A 20317-nucleotide genomic window follows, 5' to 3' on the forward strand; every position below is an offset into this window, starting at 1 on the left:
TTGCATTTTTATTGAGATTTCCAATTGGTTTGATGATTTTAAGAAATCCAACTGCTGAAAATTGAGCTAGATTGACTCAAGCATGTTTTTAGACACGCTATAGATATTGGTTATTTTCCTTTTACATTAAACTGCTTTGGATTTTAGCCGATGTGGGTAGTAGGTTGGTTTAGTGGCTTTGTGGTGGTTTCGTTAAAAAAATTATGAGTTCCTACATTGTGTCCGCCACACAATGCATAATAAAAACGCTAAAACCGACCACCTACCACACAAAGCGAGACTGAATCAATCTTTCTATACTTGCTCTAACAAAACCCACTCATAAAAACTTTTGATACACCAGCACCACCGATTTAGGTTCAGAGCTAAGGCTAAAAAAACTATCTGTGACTTCATTGAGCGAGCCAGAAAAGAGCGTTTTTAAACGCAAGTTGTTTAAGGGGTATTTGAGGTTTTTGGAAGTGAATCGGGCTTTAAGATCCAAACTAAAAAGCGAGATTTGCTCCCCTTTAAAACTGGGCAAAGTCAAAGGGGTTTCTAACACCCTAAACAGACCATAATCGCTTATGGCTTGGATTTTTTGGCAAAATTTAAAATACTCCAACAATAAAAAAGTGTTCGCTAAAGCATGATCTTCTCGCTTGCCATTCAACCCTAAAAAAATAAAATCATCAAAGCCCCTATTCAAAGCATAAAAAAAGGCTTTGGATAAATCGTTGCTGTTTTGTTCGCTCACGCGTATAGGGTTATACAAGGCTTTCAAATGCGAATCAATGCTGTCTAGATCGCCTATAACAACGCTGGGCTTGAAATTGAATGCATGCAAAGACGCAACAGCCCCATCGCATGCGATTAAAAAAGGAGCGTTTTTTAAAATGTCTAAGCATTTTTGAGATTTAGGAAACTCCCCATTGGCTAAAATCACTGCTTGCATGACTTATTCCACCGGTTAAAATAATACAAGCCAATAAAAAGGTATAAAATCGTTGTGAAGAGCTGCACCAAGCTTTCTGTAGAAATTTGGAAAATACAAAACCACACGATAACAGACACGATATTCCCCAAAGTCATTAAAACATAACTCTCCATATAACGCAAAACCTGTAAAATAAAAGCAATAATAAAGATGATGAAATTAAAACTCTCTGCCCATAAAAAATTCGTTTTGATCTCTTTAAAAAACAAAGCGCTCACACAAGTTAAAACCCCTACGCCTAAAACGAGAATAAAACGCCACTTTTTGGAAAGCTTTTGAGCCTTGATAGCGCCTTCATGCTGCTCTGTCTTTTTCCACGCAAATAGCCCATAAATCGTTACTGGCATATACAAAAAAAGGCATAAAATCACATCAGCGTTTAATTTCCACTGATAAGCGACATAAGCGTAACTCAAATTATAAATAAGACCAAACACAAAGCAAATTGTTTGCCTCTCCCCAGCAAAAAACGCATATAAAACCCCACTAAGCCCTGCTAAAAGGTTCATGAACGAGCCTTTGACAAGGATATTAGTGGTAATTAAAAACACGCAAGCAAGAATGAGTGTGGCGTAAAATCGTTTGGGTAGTTGGGTGGTTATTAACATGCTATTTCCTTACGCAAGAATTACCTTGACAAGTTCTACGGGTTTGATCTCAGCCTTTTAAAAACTTGAATATTTTAAAAAGCACCCCTTTGGTTTTGATTGTAGCATAAATCAATGGGGATTAGCTTTTTTGATACGCCATATCCCAAAACAAATACTCGTATTCGCTTGTAGTGGTAAAAATATCCTTTAATTTTTCAATTTCTTGTTTGGAAGAAGCGAGAGTTAGGGAATCAAGCAAATTGATATTCCAATTTACACACGCTTGAAATTCTTTGGAGCTATAGCCCTTAATCCAATACCCATAAAAGGCATGTTCTAAAGCGTTGGGGATTTGGCTTAAATTTTGCGCGATCACTAAATAGCTCCAACCACAGGATAGAACAGCCGCCGTAACTTCTTTGATAGAGCCTTTAAACCCTTCAGCGAGCATGTAGCTTGTGTAGGATTTATTCGCTAGAGTGGGGCGCGCGTTTTGCAATTCCATTGGAGTGATTTGAAGTTCTCTAATGTAATGGTTATGGATACTCATTTCGTTATTCAAAATATCTTGTATAGCGTTAGAAAACTCTCTCATCAGCGCTTCATCATAAGCTTTAACTATGCCTAGAGCAAACACCTTAGCGTATTCTAAAAGGAACAAATAATCCTGAATGATATAAAAACGGAATTTATCCCTTTCTAAAGTCCCACGCCCTATGCCTTGAACAAACGGATGGGAAATGCAATCCTCCCAAATAGATTGCGCGTTTTCATACAGGTATTGCGAAACTTGCATTTTACACTCCTAAAATCCATTCAACGCATTCTAACACGAAAGCTCGTAATATGGTATAAAAATTTGTTTTTGAGAAAGCCCCTTATTATTCAAAAATTGAACGCTGTATTAAAATATCTGTGATTTTGAGTGGCGATTAATGGTATTGCAAGGCTTATATTATCTTCATATTGTTTAAGACTGGCTATCCTTTGTGGCAGTAAAAAGGTTGGTTTCATCTCGCTCTGCAGGTTTTGATTTTAGAAGTTTTTATTATGGAAACTTGTAGTATGGCACTTACAAGATAGGAGTCAATCTTAGATGCATGGTTTCAAACCTGTTACAGAGCGAGATGGAATCAACCTTACTATTTATGATTGGTTTAATCTCCGTATCAAGTCATATCGGCTGAAACTCAAAATAGTTTAGCATAAAAATAGAAAAATGTTTAATATATTCAAAATAGGCGTTCAATTTTTTAAACGATTGGTGTAAAAACGCTATTAAAGGCTTTGATGTTTTGAGGTATTGGGCAAGATAAAGACTATCAAATAAAGATTATTACTAGAAAAGAAAACCACAAAAAGCCACAAGAAACAAAAATTTGTTTCTTGCAAAAAGTTTATTGGGCGTAAGCTTCTAGTTTGAGCTCAATCTTTACTTCATCCCCGACAACAGCATCGTTAAATGTTTTACCGATACCAAAATCCTTGCGGTTGATTTTGCCTTCAGCTTGTAGCACCATGAATTCTTTTTTGTTCATGGGGTTTTGTAAAGGGGCTTCGATCTTGGCTTCCAATACGACAGGTTTGGTTACGCCATGAAGGGTCAAATCCCCATGGATTTTACCATCTTCATATTTGGTCATTTTAAAGCTCCCTTTGGGGTATTTCATGGCATCAAAAAACTCTGCTGTCCTTAAGTGGTCATCTCTTTTTTTGTTCCTGGTGTTAATGCTTTTAATATCAATTTTACCCTCAAAAACATTGAGAGCTTTGGTATTAGGATCGGCATCAATTTTGCCATCAAAACTATCAAACACGCCTCTTGTTTCATTGAATTTGAAGTGTTTGACCTCAAACCACACGCTAGAGTTTGCCTTATCAATCGTATAAGGTTTTGCAAACGCCAAACTAACGCCCAAAAGGGTGAACGCTAACATTTTTTTCATTGTTTCCTCGCTTCATTTTGAATTAAAAACGCCAACTATACAACAAATTGGTTAATGGTAAAATACTCCTAATCATCTGTTTTAAGGTATAATACAAAAAATCCCCATTAGGTAGGTGTTGTTATGATAAAAAAGACCCTTGCATCAGTTTTATTAGGATTGAGTTTGATGAGTGTGTTAAATGCTAAAGAATGCGTTTCGCCCATAACAAGAAGCGTTAAGTATCATCAGCAAAGCGCTGAAATTAGAGCCTTGCAATTGCAAAGTTACAAAATGGCGAAAATGGCGCTAGACAATAACCTCAAGCTCGTTAAAGACAAAAAGCCAGCCGTCATCTTGGATTTAGATGAAACCGTTTTAAACACTTTTGATTATGCGGGCTATTTAGTCAAAAATTGCATTAAATACACCCCAGAAACTTGGGATAAATTTGAAAAAGAAGGCTCTCTTACGCTCATTCCTGGAGCGCTAGACTTTTTAGAATACGCTAATTCTAAGGGCGTTAAGATTTTTTACATTTCTAACCGCACGCAAAAAAATAAGGCATTCACTTTAAAAACGCTCAAAAGTTTCAAACTCCCCCAAGTGAGTGAAGAATCCGTTTTATTGAAAGAAAAAGGCAAGTCTAAAGCCGTTAGGCGAGAATCAGTCGCTAAGGATTATGCGATTGTTTTACAAGTGGGCGACACTTTGCATGATTTTGACGCTATTTTTGCTAAAGACGCTAAAAACAGCCAAGAACAACGAGCTAAAGTCTTGCAAAACGCTCAAAAATTTGGCACTGAGTGGATCATTTTACCCAACTCTCTCTATGGCACATGGGAAGATGAACCCATAAAAGCATGGCAGAATAAAAAATAAAATTTATCCATCGCATAAGAACAATTTTTGCTAACATGACAAAAAATTTGATCTCTTAGGCGGAGTCGTGGATTTTGTAGGGTTTGAAGATTTAAAATGTAAAGATAAAGAAAACTCTCAAAAAGTTTTTGTGATCCGTAACGATAAATTAGGCGATTTTATTTTAGCCATTCCGGCTTTAATCGCTCTAAAGCATGCCTTTTTAGAAAAAGGCAAGGAAGTGTATTTGGGCGTGGTTGTGCCTAGCTATACCACCCCAATAGCCTTAGAATTCCCTTTCATTGATGAAGTCATCATAGAAGATCATCATTTGAGCGCCACTCTCAAAAGTAAACCCATTGACGCTCTTATTTTTTTATTTTCTAATTTTAAAAACGCTAAACTCGCTTTTAGTTTGAGGAAATTTATTCCTTACATCCTAGCCCCTAAGACCAAAATCTATTCTTGGTTCTATAAAAAGAGCGTGCGCCAAAACCGCTCTTTATGCTTAAAAACCGAATACGAATACAATTTGGATCTCATCCATGTTTTTTGTAAAGATCATGATCTCCCTAACGCTTCAATCAAAAAAATCGCATGGAAACTTAAAGACAAATCCAAAGAGCGCTCCCTCATCGCTTCAAAACTCAACGCTAATGTTGGTTTGTTATGGATTGGTGTGCATATGCATAGCGGAGGCAGTTCGCCCGTATTGCCCATTTCACACTTTATCAAACTGATTGATTTTTTACACAAGAATTTGAGTTGCGAGATCATTCTTATTTGCGGGCCAAGCGAAAGGAATGCCACAGAAGAGCTTCTTAAAAAAGTCCCTTTCGCCCATCTCTATGATACGAGCCATAGTTTAGTGGATTTGGCCAAATTGTGCGCGAATTTATCCGTCTATATTGGGAACGCTTCAGGCCCTTTGCATGTGAACGCTTTGTTTGACAACCAATCTATTGGGTTTTACCCTAACGAACTTACTGCTTCTATTGCCCGATGGCGGCCTTTTAATGAGCGATTTTTGGGCATCACCCCGCCTGATGGCTCAAACGATATGGGTTTGATTGACATTGAAAAAGAGGGTGAGAATATTGTTAGTTTTATCAATTACCGCAAGATGCAGCTTTGATAAGATATTTTTGCTATAATTACATCTTTGTTTATTCTTAATGTTTGCGTGGATTTTACATGATTGAACGCTAAAAAATAGGAGCTATTTTTGAAATTTTTACTCTCTTTGTTTTTAAAATCAAAATTATCTTATCTTTATTATTACCCTTATATAGCTTTCGTTTTGGTGGTTGGAACCATCGCAAGAATTTCTCTTATTCAAAAGATTCCAATTGTTAGGAGGTTCTTTAAAAGTCGTTATACCTTTCAAAAAGACAGTCTTATTCGCATCCAAAACCAACTAGACAGATTGCTCACCCTTACAAAGCCTACTCCTCCACCCATTCGTAAAAAAACCTTATGTTTTATCCGCTTGGATCTTATTGGAGATTATATACTCTATCGCAATTTTTTACCTCTTTTTAAAAAATATTTTGAAGATTATGAAATCACTTTTATTGGAAACACCGCTATTAAGGACATAGCGACCCATTGCGATTCCAAATATATAGATAAGTTTATCTTTTTAGATAACATTTACTGGGAAAAATACTTGCGGATTGGTGCTAATGGCTCACGCCTTTCAAAACTAAAAGAATTGTTATTTTTTCTCCCAAAATTCATGAGAAAACGCTATGAAGATGTTTCTCATTTGAGAAAAGAAAGCTATGAGATATGCATTAATAGTTCTATGTTTTATTTTTCAACTAAAGAAGACGCTATTATAAAGCACTTGATTGCCGAAAATAAAGTTGGGGTTTTTTGCACCCACCCAATAGAATCTTTCTTTAGGACCGATTATAGAAAGAGAGGGGAAATTAGAAAAAGTTTTTACACGCATTTGTTCTATCCTAAAGAAGTGCCGCAATTCCTCTATGATTCCAATCAAGATTTTTTTCAGTCTTTTTTTAAGCATTTTAAGGGCGTGGATATAGGGTTTGTTGAACTTGAATTAAAACTCCCCATCGCTTTTGAATATGAAAAGTTTAAGAATATTCTAAAACCACCTTATGGCGTGTTGAATCTCGGAGCTAGCGATGATTTTAGAGTGTATAGGTGCTTTGATGAGATGATTGCTTTCTTAAATCCTGACTACCAACTCGTTCTTTGCGGAAACTCTAAAGAAGACGAAAAGCTTGCCAATTCCATTCTAAAACGCCACAAAAATGCCATTTCTTTAGTCAATCAAACCAGTTTGATAGAATACCTCCATCTTTTAAAGAACGCTAGTTTTGCGATGGGCAATGAGTCTTCCATCATGCATTTGAGCGCTTGTTTGAAAATCCCTTACGCGTTCATAGTCTCTTCGGGTTTATCAAGCCCAAGATTCCACCCCTACCCAAAGAAAATTGGCCCTAATGTCCACATGATCTATCCAAGGGATTTTCAAAAAATAATTTCTAGGTCTAGCAACTGGATGTTTAAAGCCATGACTATGTCGCACCCACCAGTGGATTTTGTGAACCCGCAAGATGTTATTGATACCATTAAACATTTTGCACCCCATCTCTTGAAAGAAGATGTGCCATCCAATTCTAAAGAAATGACTTATTTTGAACGAGTTTGATTGCGTTACAAATTTTTAGAATATAACTTCAGCATTTAAATGGAGTAAATGGTTGATTTATGAGTGGTTTTTGCTATTCTAAACGATACAACAAAAACGCATAACCCCCCCGATCCATTCACATGCAAATCACAAAGCATGTTCGTTACAAAAACATTAGAAATGGGGCTTACTTTAGAGCCTCTATCGCAAACTAAAACAAGATTAGATAAGGCAGAATAAAGGGAATACTGAACCCCCACCTCTGCGGTAGATGTTGTTATCGCTTGCTTCTTTGCTGATGAATGCGGCATCAAAGTCAAGGTCTCCGATTTACCCTTGAACGCACAAGCGAGATGAATGCGCGCTATAAAAATTTAGATAACGATGAAAGGGGTGTGTGGAAGTCCTCCGATTTATCAGTTGGATCGGCTGTTGAGCGTAATATTTACCCTATTTTTAACCCCTACACCAAGCAAGAAATATACCCTCCGCATGGTTATTCATGGCGTTTTTCACAAGAAAAATTACAAGAATTGATCGCTGATAATCGTATTTTTTTCCCACAAGCGGTTTTAGACTTTTTCGCTGGGAGCGGGACGACTTGTGCGGTGGAGCACAAGTTGAAGAGGAAGTATATCGGTATTGAAATGGGGGAGCATTTTGAGCGCGTGATTTTGCCTCGCCTTAAAAAGGTCATCGGCGGTTTTAAAAGCGGTGCGCTTAAATAATTTGATGGAGGTGGGGCAATCAAAGTCTATGCGTTAGAAAGTTATGAAGAGATTTTAAAAGCCTTAAAAGAAGCGCTCATTTGGTGAGGAGAAGCAAATTTTTACAACATTAAAAGCGATAATTTTCGTGTTATAATCAGTTGTATATATTTGGTAGCAATTGAGTGTTTGAAAGGTAGTTATGGAGTCAGTCAAATAAAATTTTATTGAAAAACTTAAGGTTTTTGCAACAGAATTAACTGACCATGTTACAACCCAGTTGGGAGATTGGAAAATCAAAGGATTTTATATTTTTTGCTGAAGAGAAATGGAAAATCGCTAGCGATAAGGGCGGGAGTGGTAATACGGCTAATATTGGCAGCATTCAATATATTGATGATATTTTGCAAGGGAATGGCGTGTTTAAAAATCTTGGCGAACAAATTTTTGATGAATATTGGATCAATCAAGGCGTGTTAATGATACCTGATTTAAAAAATCAAGGTAGTTTTAAAAAATTGACAAAATTAGCTGATTTCCTTGAATTTAAAGGAATTGATATTCAAAAAATCAATCTTATAAAAAATAGGAGCAAGTCTTAATGATGAAAACACTGATCCCACCCATAAAATCCCAAGGTATTAAGGCCAAATTAGTAGATTGGATTAAGGGGGTTTCAAAAAAGGTTGCATTTGAGCGTTGGGTTGAGCCGTTTATGGGGACAGGCGTTGTGCTTTTAATATCCAGCCTAAAAGAGCGTTGTTGTGCGATAGCAATCCGCATTTAATCCATTTCTATCAAGCCATTCAAGATGAAAAGATCACTCCAAATATTGTGAGAGAATTTCTCAACGAAGAAGGTTTGAAATTATTGCAAAGCAATGGAGAATATTACTATGAAGTGAGAGAACGATTCAATAAAGATTGTGATCCTCTTGATTTTCTATTCTTAAATCGCGCGTGTTTTAATGGCATGATACGCTTCAATCAAAAAGGGAAATTCAATGTGCCGTTTTGTAAAAAACCGCAGCGTTTCTCCCAAAGCTTGGTTACTAAGATTGTCAATCAAGTAGAAAATACAGCAAAAATGATTAAAAGCAATCATTATGAATTCAAGTGTCAAGATTTCCAACAAACTATTTTAGAAACGAACAAAAGCGATTTAATTTATGCTGATCCCCCTTATATTGGAAGAAATGCAGATTATTTTGATTGCTGGAATGAAGAAAATGAAGTTGCATTGCAACAAGTGTTGTCAAAATCCAGGTGCAATTTCATTCTTTCTACATGGTTTAGCAATAAATATCTTGACATACTCCCCATAGCTAAAGCTAGGGGATTCTAGCTAGCATAAGGAAAATTGGGATCAAGCAAACTCAGCCTACTAGGTAGGTCTTACAAATTCTACCCCAAGGATTGATGCCCCAACCCTATGAATATTGATAGCTGCATTTAAATCCCTGTCTAGTTCCAATCCGCAATATTTGCAGTGGTATTCTCTTTCTTTATCTGTTTTGCCTAATTTTTTAATGTCTTTATTAAAGTTTTCATCAACAGATAAACAATTAGAACAAGTCTTAGAGCTAGGATAAAATCTATCAATCTTAACGACATGAGCCTTGTTTTCAAGGATTTTCACAAACTCGCTAAAAGCTATATCGCTCACTTTCCTGCCCCAAAGTTTTTGCATAGCTTTCATGTTCAAGTCTTCAATGAAAATGCTTTGGTATTTTTTGCTTAATTTCAAAGCCAATTTATAAAAGAAATCGGTTCTTAAGTGTTTGATTTTTTGGTGCAGTTGGGCTAGTTTCTTTTTAGCTTTTTTAAAGTTATTAGAACCCTTAACTTTCTTGCTAAGGTTTTTACTAAGTCGTTTAATCAAAGGCAAGTATTGAGAGAAAAATAAAGGCGATTCTATCTTAGTATTGTCAGATCCGGTTAAAAAAGTCCTTAACCCAAAGTCAAAGCCCACGCTTTTAGTGCATGCGGTTTGCTTGTTAGGGTTATTTTCTAATTCACAGACTAGACACAAGAAATAATCGCCCATATTATCTCTTTTAATGGTTAGAGTTTTTACTTTCCCTATCAAAGCATAAGTTTTAATGAACTTGTAGCTATAACCATTAAAAGAAACAACATTGTCTTTTATCTCAAACCCCACTCCCTTATTCAACCCTGTCTTTTTATCAACTTGGCTTTTGAAAGTGAAAGATTTGTAGTTGGCTACTTTTTTAAATCGTGGCAATTTGGCTTGTTTCTTAAAGAATTTTTTAAACGCTTTATCTATCCTTTCAGTTAAATCTTGCAGGGTTTGTGAGCCCAGTGTTTTTAAAAAAGCATAACGATGGGTCTTTTTCAATTTGGTGGTGTGTTTTTGCAAATCGTTAAGCTTTAAATACTTTTTGAAAAGTCTATAATAGCGTTTGTGCAAGGCAATGCAATGATTATAAAACACGCCATAACGCCTTAATAGTGTGTCTATACGCCTATTCTTATCGTTCTTATAGAGCTTTTGTTTGTAGGTTATCAACATAATTTTTCCATTTTTCTTTTTGCTTAGGGCGGTTGCTGTTTTGTTGGTTTTCAATGTATTGTTTGACAACATTCAAAGGTGCACCCCCCACTGTTGAAATGAAACAGGAATTGGTCCATAAAGTAGGTAGTTTTGTTTTTAAGTGATTAAATTCTTGTCTTAATATCCTACTGCTACGACCTTTAGCGGTTTTAATGAACTTCATCACTCCAAAGCTTGGATCAACATCAGCTAAAATGTGGATATGGTCTTTATCGGTTTGCATCTCTATAATCTCTACTCTTAATTCTTTAGCCACTTCTTGAATGATTTCTTTCAATCTCATTTCTACAGCTCCCACTAAGACCTTACGCCTGTATTTAGGACACCACACGATATGGTATTTGCAAGAATAGACAACATTATGATTGCTTTTGTATAAAACAGCGTTACTCATATTTGTAGTATATACAAAAAAAATAACTAATACAAGATATTCATAACATTACCCCTATTTTTGTGCATGATATTGACTCTAATACCCCTATTCCACATTGGTATTTAACGCCTAAAGGCGTTTCGCCTTGTATCCCCATAGCTAAAAGCTAGGGGCTTTAAGGCGTTAGTTTTTAGTAAAAATGATTATATTTTTTCTATTTGGAAAAGTTACCCTATCGTAACTAAAGAGCATTTTTATCATGTTGGAGCTAAAGAAAATAATCGCAATATGATTTATGAAGCATTATTATCCAATATACAGATGAGCGATATAGATTTAAATAGGGGCATTAAAGATGCATTGACGCACAGATTAGAGATTAGCACTCTATAACATGCATGCTAAACTTCTAATAAGGCAATCATCGTTATAATACTTTCTCATGTTTTTTAAGGAGCGTTATAATGAAAACGAACGAAGCGTAATTTTATTTGGAACAGACATAATTACATAATTACAACCTCTATTTACGCCCCTTATCTAGTCAGCCACTCTAAAAGCAAGGATGAAACAACGGCGTTAGAATATAAAACGGCGTTGCTTAGGCTACTACACTTCTTCTATGAAGTAATCTTTATCAATATCATCAGGAGTGTTCTCTTTTAATAAATGCGGGGCGTGCTCTTTGATGCTTGCTATCACGGCACTAGGTTTTATCGTATTCACATCTCGTTGTTCCCAAATTTTCTTTGATTCTCTAAGATTTGCAAACTCAGTGGGATAAATCACATGATGGGTAGCACAAAGCGTTTTAGGATAAGGGTGAAAGGTTGCATAAGAACTGCCATTGCTTAAAATAAAAATGTAAGGCACTTTAAGAGCCGCTGCAAAATGAGCGATACTGGATTCATTCCCTAATGCAAATTCAGCGCCCTTAATGATATAGGCGTATTCCAATAAGCTAGTTTTCCCTACTAACGATATGGCATTTTTATGAGCTTTTACCAACTTAGCAGCTTCTTTTGCTTCTGTGGGCGTTGTCCCGCAAATCACTAGCTGAATGTCTTCATTCAAATAACGCACAATCCTATTAAAATACCTATAACACCTAAAAAAATCGCTTGATCCCAAATTCAACACGCCATAGCGAGAACTCAAACCATTGAGTAAATTTTGCGAACTTTCTTTAAGAACCGAAGATGGCGGCAATTCCATGCCAAAAGGCACAGGAGCTAAATCCACTCCTTTAAAAGTTTTGAAAAAAGCAGAAAATAAATCCTGATGGAATTCAAATAAGAATTTGCTCACCTTAGGGATATTGAAAAGATGGGTGTAAAAATGGCTGATTTTCCCTTCGCTAACATAGACACTATGATGGCCCCTATCCACAAAAGGTTCATGCCTTACGCTAACCTTAAAAGAAGCGTCTAAGTGTTTCATCACTATATCATCTCTTAAAATGTCACCCCAAGGCAAAACGGGGTTAATGGCAATCTCGTAATGCGTTTTTTTAAGCATCAACAATTCATTGTAGCGCTTGATGAAAAATTTGAGCAAATAACGCAGAAATCTAAAGGCATGTTGCCTGCTGTGAATGTATCCATTATATTGATTCCAAATGGAATGATCTAAAAAAATAAATTCATCAATATAAGGGCTATCTGCAATGACGCTCAAATCTTTGATGATTGAATTGCCAATAAAAACAATTTTATAATCTTTGTAATGCTCTTTGAAGGGAGCAAAAAAATTGCGCGTTAAGATATAATCGCCCACAACATCCAGTCTCACAATACACAAGGCTTTTTCTGTGGCGTTTTGGCGTTTAATGGGGGCGATAGAAAGCAGCTTGTCAATCAGGCGTTGCGTCATTTCAAAGAGCCTAAGAGACCAATCAGAAGTCTTCCGGTTAAAATAACCATATACCAACACAATAGGCAATAGTAGTATTGTAATAGGCAATAGTAGTATTGTAATAGGCAATAGTAATTTGAGAATATTCATAAGAATCCTACCGTGAAATTTTATCTTGAATTATAGCTTTATTTTCTAATTTTAAAAACGCTAAACTCGCTTTTAGTTTGAGGAAATTTATTCCTTACATCCTAGCCCCTAAGACCAAAATCTATTCTTGGTTCTATAAAAAGAGCGTGCGCCAAAACCGCTCTTTATGCTTAAAAACCGAATACGAATACAATTTGGATCTCATCCATGTTTTTTGTAAAGATCATGATCTCCCTAACGCTTCAATCAAAAAAATCGCATGGAAACTTAAAGACAAATCCAAAGAGCGCTCCCTCATCGCTTCAAAACTCAACGCTAATGTTGGTTTGTTATGGATTGGTGTGCATATGCATAGCGGAGGCAGTTCGCCCGTATTGCCCATTTCACACTTTATCAAACTGATTGATTTTTTACACAAGAATTTGAGTTGCGAGATCATTCTTATTTGCGGGCCAAGCGAAAGGAATGCCACAGAAGAGCTTCTTAAAAAAGTCCCTTTCGCCCATCTCTATGATACGAGCCATAGTTTAGTGGATTTGGCCAAATTGTGCGCGAATTTATCCGTCTATATTGGGAACGCTTCAGGCCCTTTGCATGTGAACGCTTTGTTTGACAACCAATCTATTGGGTTTTACCCTAACGAACTTACTGCTTCTATTGCCCGATGGCGGCCTTTTAATGAGCGATTTTTGGGCATCACCCCGCCTGATGGCTCAAACGATATGGGTTTGATTGACATTGAAAAAGAAAGTGAAATGATCCTTGAATTTATCGCACCAAATCTTTCTTGCCACACGCAATGAAAGATAACGACAACAAGTATTACACAAACAACCTTAACAACGCTCAAAAAGTTTAATCTGATTAAAGTGGTTTTTTACATTCTCATTAAAATTTCTAATTTTCTTTAAATTTAACCTTGAGAAATCCAACTTGATAACAGCTTGAGTTGTTAGTTTTCGCACCAACTAGGCTTTATAATGGTCATTAATTTAACCGCTCATTTATCTATTTCTTGTAAAATACGAGTTTATTTTTAGCGTGAAGAAATTGATGGTTAGTCTTATAGAAAAAGCCCCTTACATTCCCTATCCCCTAGCTCTTTATGAACAATTAGAGCAACCACACACCTTGCTTTTTGAAAGCGCTGAGATTGAGAGCAAAGCGCACACCAAATCCCTTTTAATAGCCAAAGCCTGTTTGAAACTGATTTGCAACCACAATATCGTAACCATCACTAGCCTAACGCCTAATGGCGAGGCGTTTTTGCAAAAATTGAGCGCGTTTTTTAAAACGCCTATACAAGACAATGCCCTAACCTTAACCTACACCAAAAATAAAAAAACGCAAGATGAGTTTTTAAAACTCTTTGAGCCTAGCCCTTTTGACGCTTTAAGGGGGCTTTTTAAAAGCGTCAAAACAAAACCCAAACACCCTTTTATGCTTTTTAGCGCGGGCGTTTTTTCTTTTGAAATGCTCAATTTTTTTGAAGATTTACCACACTTAAAAGCAAAAGACAACACAGCGCATGACTTTATTTTTTATGTCGCGCAAAATTTGATCATCATAGACCATAAAGAAAAAAGCGCTGAAATCTTGGGGGCGTGCTTTGATGAACGCTTTAAAACAGAGATAGCCCAGGAATTACAAAATTTAAAAGAGTTGGCTAAAAGCATCAAAAGCGACTTTGTCCCTAAAAAATCCAAGCAAAGTAGAGAAGTTAGCGTTAGTTGTGATGATAGCGAGTTTGAAAAAAGAGCGCTATCCTTACAAGAAGAAATCAAAAAGGGCGAGATCTTTCAAGCGGTGTTGTCGCGCAGCTTTTATATGGAGTGCTTGGAGGGTTTGAGCGCGTATTATCATTTAAAGCTCTCTAACCCTAGCCCTTATATGTTCTATATCAAAGACAGCGATTTTATTCTTTTTGGGGCAAGCCCTGAGAGCGCCTTAAAATACAACGCTTTAATGAATACGGCTGAAATTTATCCCATTGCTGGCACCCGTTTAAGAGGTAAGGACAAACAAGGCAATATTGATTACGACTTGGATAGTAAAATGGAATTTGATTTGCAACACGACTATAAAGAAAGGGCTGAACACATCATGCTAGTGGATTTAGCCAGAAACGACATGGCCAGAGTTTCAAAAAAACGCTATTGCGACAAGCTTTTAAAAGTGGATAAGTATTCCAATGTCATGCATTTAGTCTCAAGGGTTGTGGGGGAATTGAAAAAAGGGTGCGATAGTTTGCATGCTTACAGGAGTTTTATGAACGCCGGCACGCTCAGCGGAGCGCCTAAAATCTCTGCGATCAGGCTCATTTACCAACTAGAAAAGCAAAGGAGAGGCTCTTATGGGGGGAGTGTGGGGTATTTAAACAGCGAGGGTTCTATGGATTCTTGCATCACTATCCGTTCATGTTTTGTTAAAAACAACAAAGCCGTGATCCAAGCAGGAGCCGGTATCGTATTAGACAGCGTGCCGCAAAACGAAGCGAATGAAACAAGAGCCAAAGCGCAAGCCCTTATTGATGCGATCAGGAAAACAAGCTTATGAAAATCTTTTTTATAGATAATTTTGATTCTTTCTCTTATAATTTGGTGTATGAATTAGAGTGTTTGGGTTATGAAGTGGCTGTTTATCAAAACGATATTGATCCGAGTTATCTCATGGGCTTAATGCATGAAGAATCAAAAACCCCTTTATTGTTCATCTCGCCCGGGCCTGGTAATCCTAGCAATTCAGGCAATCTTTTAAAAATCATTGAAATGGCTAAAAAGAAATTCCCCATTTTAGGGGTTTGTTTAGGCTTGCAAGCTTTAGCGCAAAGCTATGGGGCTAAAATTATAAGGAGTAAAGAAATCGTGCATGGCAAAGCGACCACTATCGCGCTCAAAAAGCATGCCGTTTTTAAAGGTTTAGGGGAGAGCATGGTGGTGGGGCGTTACCATTCTTTAATGGCGAGCGGATTGCCTAACAATTTAGAAGTGATCGCTGAGCATGACAATATCCCTATGGCTATTATCAATGAAGAAGATAAAATTTTAGCCTATCAATTCCACCCTGAAAGCATCATGACTTTACAAGGGAGGGCGTTGTTAGAGCAAAGTGTGGGGTTTTTAAGAGGGTTGTCATGAAAGAGATTTTAAACGCCTTGTATCATCAAAAAGACTTGAACGATGAAGAAGTCCAAAAATTATTCACTCTCATTATCAACGAAAAAGTAAGCCCGGCACAACTTGGGGCCATTTTGTGCGCTTTAAAAATCAAGGGCGAGAGCTTTAAAGAGATTAGCGTTGCTGCAACCACGCTTTTAGAGCATGCCCCTAAGCCTTTTAACAGCGGCTTGGATCTAATAGACAATTGCGGCACAGGGGGCGATGGGTTAAAAACGATCAATATCAGCACGATTGCTGCGCTCATTGCCAGCTCTATGGGATTGCCTATGGCTAAACACGGATCAAGGAGCGTTTCCAGTCATAGCGGGAGCGCGGATTTGTTGGAAAATTTAGGCGTGAATATTGCAATGAATCCCACGCAATTAGAGAATTGCTTCAAACAAACGCATTTTGGGTTTTTGTTCGCGCCTTTATACCATCAAAGTTTTAAAAAATCCGCCCCTTTAAGAAAAGAGCTTTTCACTAAAACGATTTTCAATTGCTTAGGGCCTTTAATCAACCCCTTAAGACCCAAAATCCAGCTTTTAGGCGTGTATGACAAATCCTTGTGCAAGACCATGGCGCTAGCATTAAAGGCTTTAGGTGTTAAAAGGGCGATGGTAATTAATGGAGGGGGGACAGATGAAATCGTGTTGCACGATATTACGCATGCGTGTGAATTGAAAAATAACGAAATTTTAGAGTATGACTTGAGCGCTAAAGATTTTGACTTACCCCCCTATGATTTGAAAGAATTACAGATTGAAAACGCACAAGAAAGCGTTCAAGCGTGTTTAGATATTTTAGAAAATAAAGGAAAGGATTCGCACACGATGGTGGTTGTGGCGAATGTGGCGAGTTTGTTGTATTTAAGCCATAAGGCTAAAAATTTAAAAGAGGGCGTGGGCATGACTTTAGAGCATTTAAAAACCAAAGCGCCCTATACGCATTTACAAAAAATCATAAGATTAAGCCATGCCTAGCGTGTTAGAAAACATCCTTAAAGACAAACTTTTAGAAGTCTCTTTGCTCAAAAAAAATTACGCCTTGCCCGCAAACATAAACCCAAGCGATAGGGATTTTAAAAAGGCGCTATTAGAAAAAAAAACAAGTTTTATTTTAGAATGCAAAAAAGCATCGCCCTCTAAAGGCCTGATCAGAAAAGATTTTGATTTGCTGAAAATAGCCAAGACTTATGAAAAATTTGCCTCTTGTGTTTCAGTTTTAGCCGATGCTAAATATTTTTTAGGCTCTTATGAAAACATTAAGATCGTTTCGCAACATTCCACCAAGCCCATTTTATGCAAAGATTTTATCATTGACGCTTTTCAGATCAAACTTGCTAGAATGATGGGAGCTGATGCGGTGCTTTTAATGTTAAGCGCGTTAGATGATAAAAATTATTTAGAGCTTTTTAACCTCGCCAAATCCTTAAACATGAGCGTGTTAACTGAAGTTTCCAACCAGCAAGAAATCAAACGCTTGCTCAAACTCCAATACGACATTATAGGCATCAATAACAGGGATTTGCACACCTTAAAAACCGATATTAACCACACGCTAGAATTACGCCCCTTATTGCCTAAAGATGCGCTCATTATCAGTGAGTCCGGTATTTATTCGCATGCGCAAATCAAAGCCCTAGCCCCTTATGTGAATGGCTTTTTAGTGGGCAGCTCTTTAATGGCACAAAAAGATTTGAAAAAAGCATGCATTAAATTGATTTTAGGCGAAAATAAAGTGTGCGGGCTTACAAGGATTAAAGACGCTCAAGCCGTTTATAAAAACCATTTCATTTATGGGGGTTTGATTTTTGAAAAATCTTCGCCCAGATACATCAAGCCTAAAGAAGCTTTAAAAATCACAAAAGCGGTTAAAAAACTGGATTTTGTGGGCGTGTTTGTGAAAGATAAAATTAAAAAAATTCAAAAAATCGTTAAAAAGCTTGATTTAAAAGCGGTGCAGCTTTATAACTATTCGCCTAAAGAAATCGCTCAATTGAAAAAATCGCTCCCTAAAACTTGTGCGATCTGGCAAGTAGTGAGCGTGATGAACGCTAAAGATTTAGCACCTAAAATTCAAGAAGCCTCTCTGATTTTATACGACACTAAAGGGGATAAAATGGGAGGCAATGGCGTGAGTTTTGATTGGGAAATTTTAGAAAATGTCAAAACGCCTTTCATGCTAGCTGGTGGGCTTAATTTGGATAATATTCAAAAAGCCTTGAAAGTTAAAGCGTTGGGTTTGGATTTCAATTCGGGTTTAGAAATAAGCCCCGGGATTAAAAATAAGGGTAAAATCAAGCGGTTAGCCCGCATTTTAAGAGAGTATTAAAATGAATAAAAAAGCGTATTTTGGGGAGTTTGGAGGGAGTTTTGTTTCGGAGTTGTTAGTGCCTGCATTAAGAGAGTTAGAACAGGCGTTTGATGCGTGTTTGAAAGATGAAAAATTCCAAAAAGAATATTTTCGTCTTTTAAAGGATTTTGTGGGCCGTCCTAGCCCTTTAACCTTGTGTCAAAATATCGTTTCTAACCCTAAAGTCAAGCTTTATTTAAAACGAGAGGATTTAATCCATGGCGGGGCGCACAAGACTAATCAGGCTTTAGGGCAGGCTCTTTTAGCGAAAAAAATGGGTAAAACAAGGATCATCGCTGAAACAGGCGCCGGACAGCATGGCGTGGCGACGGCTATCGCTTGCGCGTTATTGGGTTTAAAATGCGTGATTTTTATGGGAGAAAAAGACATCAAGCGCCAGGAAATGAATGTTTTTAGAATGCGCTTATTAGGCGCTGAAGTGAGAGAAGTTAATTCAGGGAGTGCGACGCTTAAAGACGCTGTGAATGAGGCCTTAAGAGATTGGGCGAGCAGTTACAAGGACACGCATTATTTGCTAGGCACAGCCGCCGGGCCGCACCCTTACCCTACGATGGTTAAAACCTTTCAAAAAATGATAGGCGATGAGGTTAAAAGCCAAATTTTAGAAAAAGAAAACCGCTTGCCTGATTACATGATCGCATGCGTTGGAGGGGGGTCTAACGCTATAGGGATATTCAGCGCGTTTTTAAACGATCAAGAGGTCAAACTCATAGGCGTAGAGCCAGCCGGATTAGGGCTAGAAACCAATAAGCATGGGGCGACTTTGAATAAGGGGCGTGTGGGGATTTTGCATGGGAATAAAACCTATCTTTTACAAGATGATGAAGGCCAGATTGCAGAAAGCCATAGCATTAGCGCTGGGCTTGATTATCCAGGAGTGGGGCCAGAACACAGCTATTTAAAAGAGAGTAAGCGCGCGGTTTATGAAAGTGCAAGCGATGCTGAAGCGCTAGAAGCCTTCAGGTTGTTGTGCCAAAAAGAAGGCATTATCCCGGCTTTAGAAAGCTCGCACGCCTTAGCGTATGCCTTAAAACTCGCTCAAAAATGCGAAGAAGAAAGTATCATCGTGGTGAATTTAAGCGGCAGAGGGGATAAGGATTTAAGCACCGTTTATAACGCTTTAAAAGGAGGTTTGAAATGAGGTATCAAAACATGTTTGAAACCTTAAAAAAACAAGACAAAATGGCGTTTATCCCGTTTGTAACCTTGGGCGATCCCAATTATGAATGGAGTTTTGAAATCATTAAAACCCTAATGGCTAGCGGGGTGAGCGCTTTAGAATTGGGCTTTGCTTTCTCAGACCCTGTAGCGGATGGCGTTACCATACAAGCGAGCCATTTAAGGGCGTTAAAACATGCTAGCATGGCTAAAAATTTCCAGCTTTTAAAAAAGATTAGAGACTACAACCATGATATTCCCATAGGGCTTTTAGCGTATGCGAATTTGATTTTTTCTTATGGCGTTGATGGCTTTTACGCTCAAATCAAAGAATGCGGTGTGGATAGCGTTTTAATAGCAGACATGCCCCTAATAGAAAAAGAATTAGTCATCAAATCCGCTCAAAAACACCACATTAAACAAATCTTTATCGCCAGCCCTAATGCGAGCGTTAAGGATTTAGAACAAGCCGCTATGCATTCGCAAGGCTATATCTACACTTTAGCCAGGAGTGGGGTTACAGGGATAAGCCATGCTCTAGAGAACGATGCAAGCGCGATCATCAAAACTCTAAAGACTTTTAGCCCCACCCCCACCTTACTGGGCTTTGGCATTTCTCAAAAAGAACACATCAAAAACGCTAAAGGCATGGGCGCTGATGGCGTGATCTGCGGCTCAGCGTTAGTTAAAATCATAGAAGAAAATTTAAGCAATGAAAACGCCATGCTAGAAAAAATGAAAGGGTTTGTGGGAGGAATGATTTTTTAAGGTTTTTAGGCTTTTGTTGCGTCAAAAATTAAAGATCACAGATTAACAATCATCAAGCTTTATTGCATGTGCCTGATTATGGCGTTAGTGCAGAAAATACCGCCATAAGCCTAACAAATATAAAGGCAGCCTTGTAGTGTGGTTGATAGCGACTTAAAATCGCAGGTATTTTGATAATA

At 37.5% G+C, this 20317-nt stretch carries 18 protein-coding genes and 4 pseudogenes; 14 read left to right on the top strand and 8 right to left on the bottom strand.

Annotation, left to right across the window (positions count from 1 at the left end; genetic code table 11):
- Window positions 1-319 precede the first annotated feature (319 nt).
- From EAL87_RS04090 to EAL87_RS04105, 4 genes are all read right to left on the bottom strand, one after another.
- Window positions 320-934, bottom strand: coding sequence for a thiamine diphosphokinase (locus EAL87_RS04090; RefSeq protein WP_120913124.1), 615 nt, complete (start codon window positions 932-934; stop codon window positions 320-322).
- Window positions 922-1584: a nicotinamide riboside transporter PnuC gene (pnuC, locus tag EAL87_RS04095; protein ID WP_120913212.1), complete on the bottom strand. Its 663-nt coding sequence runs from the start codon at window positions 1582-1584 to the stop codon at window positions 922-924. The genes EAL87_RS04090 and pnuC overlap by 13 nt, the downstream gene beginning before the upstream one ends.
- Before the next feature lie 121 nt (window positions 1585-1705).
- The gene (gene tenA / locus EAL87_RS04100) at window positions 1706-2362 is read right to left on the bottom strand and encodes a thiaminase II (RefSeq protein ID WP_120913126.1); all 657 of its coding nucleotides are present in this window, start codon (window positions 2360-2362) and stop codon (window positions 1706-1708) included.
- Window positions 2363-2963: 601 nt separating this feature from the next.
- Window positions 2964-3512 carry a YceI family protein gene (locus tag EAL87_RS04105; protein WP_120913128.1) on the bottom strand — a complete coding sequence of 183 codons (549 nt, stop codon included), beginning with the start codon at window positions 3510-3512 and terminating at the stop codon, window positions 2964-2966.
- Window positions 3513-3635: 123 nt separating this feature from the next.
- Between EAL87_RS04105 and EAL87_RS04110 the strand changes: the two genes are divergently transcribed.
- From EAL87_RS04110 to EAL87_RS04120, 3 genes are all read left to right on the top strand, one after another.
- Complete coding sequence (locus EAL87_RS04110; RefSeq protein WP_120913131.1) at window positions 3636-4373, top strand: 5'-nucleotidase, lipoprotein e(P4) family; 738 nt, start codon at window positions 3636-3638, stop codon at window positions 4371-4373.
- Window positions 4374-4440: 67 nt separating this feature from the next.
- Window positions 4441-5487 carry a glycosyltransferase family 9 protein gene (locus EAL87_RS04115; RefSeq protein ID WP_120913133.1) on the top strand — a complete coding sequence of 349 codons (1047 nt, stop codon included), beginning with the start codon at window positions 4441-4443 and terminating at the stop codon, window positions 5485-5487.
- Window positions 5488-5577: 90 nt separating this feature from the next.
- Entirely contained in the window at window positions 5578-7035 is a 1458-nt protein-coding gene (locus EAL87_RS04120; RefSeq protein ID WP_120913135.1) for a glycosyltransferase family 9 protein, read from the top strand.
- A gap of 35 nt (window positions 7036-7070) precedes the next feature.
- Here EAL87_RS04120 and EAL87_RS04125 read toward each other — a convergent pair whose 3' ends face one another.
- Window positions 7071-7328, bottom strand: coding sequence for a DNA methyltransferase (locus EAL87_RS04125; RefSeq protein ID WP_240444236.1), 258 nt, complete (start codon window positions 7326-7328; stop codon window positions 7071-7073).
- Between the two features lie 24 nt (window positions 7329-7352).
- Between EAL87_RS04125 and EAL87_RS08385 the strand changes: the two are divergent.
- The 3 genes and pseudogenes from EAL87_RS08385 to EAL87_RS04140 all read left to right on the top strand — a co-directional run.
- A pseudogene (locus EAL87_RS08385) lies at window positions 7353-7814 on the top strand (DNA methyltransferase); the annotation flags it as partial.
- Between the two features lie 176 nt (window positions 7815-7990).
- Window positions 7991-8326 carry an EcoRV family type II restriction endonuclease gene (locus EAL87_RS04135; protein WP_240444237.1) on the top strand — a complete coding sequence of 112 codons (336 nt, stop codon included), beginning with the start codon at window positions 7991-7993 and terminating at the stop codon, window positions 8324-8326.
- A pseudogene (locus tag EAL87_RS04140) lies at window positions 8326-9029 on the top strand (Dam family site-specific DNA-(adenine-N6)-methyltransferase); the annotation flags it as partial. The gene EAL87_RS04135 and the pseudogene EAL87_RS04140, both read left to right, overlap by 1 nt.
- Window positions 9030-9107: 78 nt before the next feature.
- On the opposite strand, the gene EAL87_RS04145 reads toward EAL87_RS04140, so the two are convergent.
- Both EAL87_RS04145 and tnpA read right to left on the bottom strand, forming a co-directional pair.
- Window positions 9108-10256 (bottom strand): RNA-guided endonuclease InsQ/TnpB family protein, encoded by a 1149-nt coding sequence (locus tag EAL87_RS04145; protein WP_120913140.1) that lies wholly within the window; start codon window positions 10254-10256, stop codon window positions 9108-9110.
- Window positions 10225-10692 (bottom strand): IS200/IS605-like element ISHp608 family transposase, encoded by a 468-nt coding sequence (gene tnpA, locus EAL87_RS04150; protein WP_120913142.1) that lies wholly within the window; start codon window positions 10690-10692, stop codon window positions 10225-10227. The genes EAL87_RS04145 and tnpA overlap by 32 nt, the downstream gene beginning before the upstream one ends.
- Before the next feature lie 171 nt (window positions 10693-10863).
- Here tnpA and EAL87_RS08220 point away from each other — a divergent pair.
- Window positions 10864-11067: pseudogene (locus EAL87_RS08220) on the top strand (DNA adenine methylase); the annotation flags it as partial.
- A 216-nt stretch (window positions 11068-11283) separates the two neighbouring features.
- On the opposite strand, the gene EAL87_RS04160 reads toward EAL87_RS08220, so the two are convergent.
- On the bottom strand, window positions 11284-12546 hold the full coding sequence (locus EAL87_RS04160; protein WP_120913144.1) for a glycosyltransferase family 9 protein: 1263 nt from the start codon (window positions 12544-12546) through the stop codon (window positions 11284-11286).
- 161 nt (window positions 12547-12707) lie between these two features.
- Between EAL87_RS04160 and EAL87_RS04165 the strand changes: the two are divergent.
- The 7 genes and pseudogenes from EAL87_RS04165 to trpA form a co-directional block, all read left to right on the top strand.
- Window positions 12708-13481 (top strand): annotated as a pseudogene (locus EAL87_RS04165) (glycosyltransferase family 9 protein); the annotation flags it as partial.
- Window positions 13482-13731: 250 nt separating this feature from the next.
- Complete coding sequence (trpE, locus tag EAL87_RS04170; protein ID WP_120913146.1) at window positions 13732-15234, top strand: anthranilate synthase component I; 1503 nt, start codon at window positions 13732-13734, stop codon at window positions 15232-15234.
- Entirely contained in the window at window positions 15231-15815 is a 585-nt protein-coding gene (locus EAL87_RS04175) for an aminodeoxychorismate/anthranilate synthase component II (RefSeq protein WP_120913148.1), read from the top strand. The genes trpE and EAL87_RS04175 overlap by 4 nt, the downstream gene beginning before the upstream one ends.
- Entirely contained in the window at window positions 15812-16819 is a 1008-nt protein-coding gene (gene trpD / locus EAL87_RS04180) for an anthranilate phosphoribosyltransferase (RefSeq protein ID WP_120913150.1), read from the top strand. The genes EAL87_RS04175 and trpD overlap by 4 nt, the downstream gene beginning before the upstream one ends.
- Window positions 16812-18170, top strand: a complete 1359-nt coding sequence (gene trpCF, locus EAL87_RS04185; protein ID WP_120913152.1) for a bifunctional indole-3-glycerol-phosphate synthase TrpC/phosphoribosylanthranilate isomerase TrpF — start codon at window positions 16812-16814, stop codon at window positions 18168-18170. Before trpD ends, trpCF begins: the two co-directional genes overlap by 8 nt.
- A gap of 1 nt (window position 18171) precedes the next feature.
- Window positions 18172-19353 (top strand): tryptophan synthase subunit beta, encoded by a 1182-nt coding sequence (gene trpB, locus EAL87_RS04190; protein WP_120913154.1) that lies wholly within the window; start codon window positions 18172-18174, stop codon window positions 19351-19353.
- Complete coding sequence (trpA, locus tag EAL87_RS04195; RefSeq protein ID WP_120913156.1) at window positions 19350-20138, top strand: tryptophan synthase subunit alpha; 789 nt, start codon at window positions 19350-19352, stop codon at window positions 20136-20138. Before trpB ends, trpA begins: the two co-directional genes overlap by 4 nt.
- Window positions 20139-20317: the final 179 nt, after the last annotated feature.

The organism is Helicobacter pylori (genome assembly GCF_003636935.1).
Lineage (GTDB): Bacteria > Campylobacterota > Campylobacteria > Campylobacterales > Helicobacteraceae > Helicobacter > Helicobacter pylori_CH.